Here is a 6,029-nt window from a genome sequence, read left to right on the forward strand (position 1 = left end):
CCAACCTCGGCGCCATCGTGCACCACGGAGCCGGCTACGACTCGATCGACGTCCACGCGGCGCGCCACCTCGGCATCGGCGTCAGCAACACCCCCGACGTGCTCAACGACACCGTTGCCGACACGGCGGTCGGCCTGATGCTGGCCACGATGCGCGGCCTGTCTACTGCAGACCGCTTTGTCCGCGAGGGCCTTTGGCACGTCAACGGCGGATTCCCCCTAGGCAGGGACCTGACCGGATCAAGAGTCGGCATCCTGGGCCTTGGCCGCATCGGATCAGCAATCGCCCAGCGACTCGTCGGTTTTGATTGCGCCATCACCTATCACAGTCGCCACCCGGTATCCGGCGCTCAGTTCCGCTACGTCGCCTCGCCGGTCGAGTTGGCTCAGTCAGTTGACGTGCTGGTAGTCGCGACCATCGGCGGTCCAGGCACCAAACACCTGGTGAATCGTGCAGTGTTGGAGGCTCTCGGACCGTACGGCTACGTCATCAATATCGCTCGGGGCAGCGTCATTGACGAGGACGCTCTTGTCGAACTGCTCGTTGCGGGACGGTTGGCAGGCGCCGGTCTGGATGTCTTCGACGACGAACCTCGTGTACCAACGGAATTTCGCGATATGGACAATGTGGTGCTGCTACCACACATCGGGGGTGCGACAGTTCGAGGCCTCTCGCTGATGAGGGATCTGGTGTTGCGAAATCTCGATCAGTACTTCACACGCGGGACGCTGGCAACAGCGGTCGTTCCGCCGAACAAGCGCATGCACAACGGGTTTCACAGGTGAGCGGGCCAAGTCGGCCCGCGGCCCCTGCATCCGCACGGGTGACAACGACTACATCAAGTCGAGAGGAGGCGGCGGTCATGGCCGCTCGAACCGAAACAACCATTCCAGACGAGATCCCGTACGGACCCCCAGCGATCACAGGGATATTCGATCTCCTCGACCAGCGTGTGCGAGATCAGCCGGATGCTCAGGCCCTGGTGATCACGAGTGATCGGACACCCATTTCCTATGGCGAGCTCGGCACGCTCGTGGACGTCGTGGCCGCCCGCCTGGGCGGCACAGGGCTGTACCGGGGAGACGCGGTGGGCCTCATCTGTGCCAACACTGCCGAGTTCGTCGTCGCACTCCTGGCGGCGGCGCGCGCCGGGCTGGTGGTGGCACCGCTGGATCCCGCTCTGCCGCATTCCGAGATGTCAGATCGGCTCGAAAGGTTGGGGGCACAGGCGATCCTCTCCGGCAGACTCACGGTCGACGCTTCACCCTTGGCGTCGTTCGTCATCCCGACGTGGGAACTCCGGGTAGACGTCGCTGCTGGCGGGATCACGGCCGCCCTCGAAACCGGCGCGGGTGCGGCGCGACGCGTCCGGGGCGCGGCACACGAGCTGTCTGATGACGACGCCCTCGTCCTGTTCACCTCGGGCACCACCGACCGGGCCAAGATGGTCCCGCTGACCCACGCCAACGTGGCCGCCTCCGTGCGGGGCATCTGCAGCAGCTACGAGCTGAGACCCGAGGATGCGACGGTAGCGGTCATGCCACTGTTCCACGGACACGGGCTCCTCGCGGTACTGCTGGCAACCCTGGCCAGCGGCGGATGCGTGCTATTGCCGGACTGTGGTCGGTTCTCGGCACATTCGTTCTGGGACGACATGCAGACCGCAGGCGCCACCTGGTTCACCGCCGTTCCGACTATCCACCAAATCCTCTTGCAGCGATCTGAACGCGACTACCCCGGTCCACACGTCGTGCCGTTGCGGTTCGTGCGCAGTTGTAGCGCGCCTCTCGACGTGGCTACTGCCCAAACCTTGGAGCGGACGTTCGGCGCGCCGGTGCTGTCCGCCTATGGGATGACCGAAACCACACACCAGGCGACGAGCCAGCCGCTGCCGCTGCGCGGGGCCCAGGCGCGAGGATCGGTCGGCCGGTCGACGGGGGTGGACGTTCGCGTCGTCGACCCCGATGGGCGCACATGTCCAACCGGCGCCGTCGGGGAGGTGTGGGTGCACGGCCGCACGGTCGCCCGAGGTTACCTCGCCAACCCCGCAGAGACGGCGCACAACTTCACCGATGGCTGGTTCCGCACAGGTGATCTCGGCGCGCTCGACGTGGACGGGTACCTATTCCTTGCCGGGCGCATCAAGAACATCATCAACCGCGGTGGCGAGAAGATCTCGCCAGAGCATGTCGAGGCCATCCTCGCCGGATGTCGGGGCGTCACCGAGGCGGCTGTGTTTGCGATCCCCGACGCGACGTACGGAGAACGTGTCGGTGCGGCCGTGGTCGTGTCCCAGACCCAGAGCATTCGACCCGAGACGATCCTGCAGGACTGCCGCAGCAAGCTGTCGTCATTCGAAGTGCCCGAACAGCTCGAAGTCGTTGCGGCGCTGCCTCACACAGCTAAGGGCGCACTCGACAGGCGCGCGGTCGAGGAGCAGTACGCGCGGTGAGCGCGGTCAGCTGACGAGGTGCTCCCCCGGCAGCGAACCCGGCGTAAACTGCAGTTTTCTTCAATCCGTGGGTCGGTCTCCATCCGATCGGTGCAGTATGTGTCTCAGAGCGGAGCCCACGTTCGCCAGGGGTTCTCGTTCGAATTTGACCGTCAAGACGATCGACGGGATCGGGTCCGACCAGAAGGTGGTGGTGATCGCGGTGCGGGTGGTGATTGCTGACGACGATGTATTGCTGCGGGAGGGTTTGGCCAGCCTGTTGGACCGTTCGGGGTTCGATGTGGTGGGGCAGGCCGGTGATGCCGTGCAGCTGCTCTCCCTGGTCCGCGCTAGCACTCCGGAGTTGGTGGTGGCCGACATTCGGATGCCACCGACACATGCCACCGAGGGGCTGGACGCGGCGCGGGTGATCCGACAGGAGTTCCCCGACATCGCCATTTTGGTGCTCTCGGCGCATGTGGAGGTCGAGCATGCGATGGAGTTGTTGGCCAGTGGGCGCAGCATCGGCTATCTGCTGAAGACTCGGGTTATCGATGTCGCGGATTTCGTGGACACGCTGGAGCGGATCGCCAAGGGGGCATCCGTGGTCGATCCCGCGCTGGTGTCTGAGCTGGTGTCGGCGCGGCGACGCGACGATCCGTTGGCCGCGCTGAGTGCTCGGGAGCGCGAGGTGTTGGCCTTGATGGCGGAGGGGCGTTCCAATGCCGGTATCGGCCATCGGCTTTGGGTCGCCGAGGGGACGGTGGAAAAGCACGTGCGCAGCATTTTGACGAAGCTGAACCTGCCGGAGGCCGGCGACGATCACCGCCGGGTACTGGCGGTGATCGCCTTCCTCGAGTCTCGCTGAGGCCGCCAACTAGATCCCGGATCGCCGCGGAGGTCAAGGCGGACTTGCGGAGAAACCCCTTGGCGTGCAGGTGTCTCGACCATGTCCACGAATTCGTGGGCGGTGTGGCACCTTCGGCTCGACGCAACTCGCTCGTAGCTCGCGCGAACTCCGCACTCCGAGTACCTGCTAACGCCTAGCCACAGACTCGTGGTGGCGGCCGCGCAGATGGGTGTCAGCATCGACGACACGGGCTCCCCCAAGGGCAATTGTGGAAGACGAAGGACACAACCAACCATAGAAGGAACGCCACCATGCGAATCAAACTGATCTACATGACACCGTTGTTGGGTGCAGCCGCCGCTGCGGCCATCATTGCCGCGCCGATCGCGTCAGCCGCTGACACCGCGTCGGCGACACCTCAGCAGTCCTGCGGCCAGAGTGGAGCCGGGACCGTGTGTCAGTCGCCTGGCAATGTCCAGATCAACGACTCACCCCCGCCTGCCCAGTTCTATCCGTATGGAGGGGACGCCTTTCTGCTCGGGGGCGGGTACGGCTACGGCGGCGGCTACGGCGGCGGCTTCCACGGCGGCGGCGGACATCGATGACGGTCAATGACTTTTCGATAAGGCGTTGCCCGACACTGTCACCGACAACGGACGTGGTGTGACACTTGCTTCCCACCAGCGCCCCGTCGCGTGTAGCGCAAGACATTCCAGCCATCAAAGGTGAGACACCATGCGAATCAGACTGAACCACATCGCACCGCTGTTGGCGGTGGGAGCTGCTGCGGTGGCCATTGCCACCGCTCCGATTGTCACCGCCGCGCCGACGGCCCCGGGCGGTCCCGCTCAGGTTCAACAGACCTGTGCGGCGCTGGGCGGCACGCAAAGCGAATGCCAAGCGCCCGGCAATGTGCAGGTCTACGACGCGCCTCCACAAGTCGACTATTTTCCTTACGCAGGCGGCGGAACCTAGACGTCTTCACCGCCAACGGCTGCCCACAGAATTTGTTGTAGCCCAAACGATTACATGTTGATCCGGGACAGTCGAATCCTGGGCACCGCGGCCAAGGGGCCGGCGGAGGTCACCATGCCGATCTACCGTGTGGCCCCGCGCCGCACGGTCTCACAGACCGCTTCCAGGGCCTCACATTCGGGGCAGCCGTCGCGGGTGGTCGTGGCCGTACGCCGATCGTCGTTCGTCGTCTTCGATTGTGACTTCGTCGATGAGCCGTTGTCGGGCAACACCATCACGGAGCCAACGCGGCCGCCTGCGTCGTCGATACCAGCCAGTGTCATTCGAAGCCGAGGCTGCGGTCCCCCAGCAGGAATGTTCTGAGCGGTCAACAGCAAGGGTGCCGTAGGGAAGAAAGCTGACCGGCGGCGGCAACGGCTGCTAGCCCACACGAAAGAAATTCCAGTCAGTGGGTATGGCGATGGGGGTCAGCAGGGGCGACAAGCGCTCGATCAAGGGCCATCGTTGAATTAGCCATACGGAAACCATTCATCGGAGGAATTCACCATGCGTATCAACCTGACCTACATCACACCGCTGTTGGGCGCGGCAGCGACCGCGGTCGCGATCCTCGCCGCCCCAACTGCCGCGGCCGCCACCGGGCAGGCTTGCTCCGCGGATGGGCCGGGAACCATCTGCCAATCACCAGGAAATGCCCAGATCAACGACGCCCCTCCGCCCGTCAACTACTACCCCTATGGCGGAGAAGCGTTCCTGCTTTGAGGCGGCGACCGTCATGTCGAACGACACGTGACGGCCGGACGACTCCGCGGGGCTGAAGGGCCAGCTGACGAAAGCGTCGCGGTGGCTGGCTTCAGTCGGCACGACCGCGACGACTCGAACGTTGCCGATGGCACCGAGCGGGACGTTCACGGCCCCGCGGTGCTACTGAACCTCAACCGGGATTGTGACGACGAGTGAGGTCCCGCACCCTACGCGGCTCATAATCTCCATCGTGCCGCCGAGGGCCTCTATGCGATCGACCAGCCCGGTGAGTCCGGACCCCTTTCCGGAGTCGGCTCCCCCGCTTCCATCGTCTTGAATCGAGAGGCGGAGGCTTGTGCCCCCGAGTTCGGCACTAACCGTGACTTCCGATGCCCGTGCGTGTTTCGCCACATTCGTGAGTGCTTCGGTGACGACGTAGTAGGCAGCCACTTCCGCCGGCTCAGGCAGTCGTCGGTCGACACCGACGCGGAGTGTGACCGGGACGGTAGAGCGGCGCGCCAGCGTCTTGAGCGCGGGGCCTAGCCCGCCCCTTGACAGGATCGCGGGATGAATCCCGCGGGAGAGCTCCTGCAAATCCGCAGTGGCTCCAGCCAGCCCTACCACGACGGCAGCGATCTGCTCCTTGAGCGGGTGCAGTTCCGGCGGCACGCACGCCTCTGCAGTACGCAGTTGAAGCGCCAACGAGACCAGCCGCTGTTGCGCGCCGTCGTGCAGGTCGCGTTCGAACCGGCGGCGAGCGTCGTCGGCAGCCGCCACGATCCGGGCACGCGAAGCGGTGAGCTGCGCGCGAGCCTCGGCGTTCGCGATCGCGGTCGCCACCAGGTCAGTGAAGTCCGTCATGTCTACCTCGGTGCCGGGGGGCAACGGCTCAGGTCGCGACGAACCGACGATGGCCGCACCCCATACCCGTCCGTCGACCACGATCGGCACACCGACCCCCGAGCGGAGGCCAAGCTCCCGGATGCGCTCCGCGGCCGGCCCCGACGAAGTGTCGTCGTTGTCCATCCG

Annotated in this window: 7 protein-coding genes; 6 read left to right on the forward strand and 1 reads right to left on the reverse strand. The window is 65.2% G+C overall.

Going from position 1 to position 6,029, the window contains the following annotated elements; genetic code table 11:
- The 6 genes from QOD90_RS07380 to QOD90_RS07405 form a co-directional block, all read left to right on the forward strand.
- The coding region (locus tag QOD90_RS07380; RefSeq protein ID WP_526348168.1) for a 2-hydroxyacid dehydrogenase at positions 1-785 on the forward strand (785 nt) is incomplete at its 5' end.
- Positions 786-862: 77 nt separating this feature from the next.
- The gene (locus QOD90_RS07385) at positions 863-2,452 is read left to right on the forward strand and encodes a FadD7 family fatty acid--CoA ligase (RefSeq protein ID WP_526348170.1); all 1,590 of its coding nucleotides are present in this window, start codon (positions 863-865) and stop codon (positions 2,450-2,452) included.
- A 193-nt stretch (positions 2,453-2,645) separates the two neighbouring features.
- Positions 2,646-3,299, forward strand: a complete 654-nt coding sequence (locus QOD90_RS07390; RefSeq protein WP_526348180.1) for a response regulator transcription factor — start codon at positions 2,646-2,648, stop codon at positions 3,297-3,299.
- 293 nt (positions 3,300-3,592) lie between these two features.
- A complete protein-coding gene (locus QOD90_RS07395; protein ID WP_526348172.1) occupies positions 3,593-3,886 on the forward strand; it encodes a hypothetical protein in 294 nt (97 codons plus the stop codon).
- Between the two features lie 130 nt (positions 3,887-4,016).
- Positions 4,017-4,256, forward strand: coding sequence for a hypothetical protein (locus QOD90_RS07400; protein WP_526348174.1), 240 nt, complete (start codon positions 4,017-4,019; stop codon positions 4,254-4,256).
- 546 nt (positions 4,257-4,802) lie between these two features.
- Positions 4,803-5,018: a hypothetical protein gene (locus QOD90_RS07405; RefSeq protein WP_526348176.1), complete on the forward strand. Its 216-nt coding sequence runs from the start codon at positions 4,803-4,805 to the stop codon at positions 5,016-5,018.
- A 162-nt stretch (positions 5,019-5,180) separates the two neighbouring features.
- Here the strand turns inward: QOD90_RS07405 and QOD90_RS07410 are convergent.
- A partial coding sequence (locus QOD90_RS07410) for a GAF domain-containing sensor histidine kinase (RefSeq protein WP_526348178.1) occupies positions 5,181-6,029 on the reverse strand: 849 nt, incomplete at its 5' end.

It is taken from the genome of Mycobacterium sp. (assembly GCF_032161845.1).
GTDB lineage: Bacteria > Actinomycetota > Actinomycetes > Mycobacteriales > Mycobacteriaceae > Mycobacterium.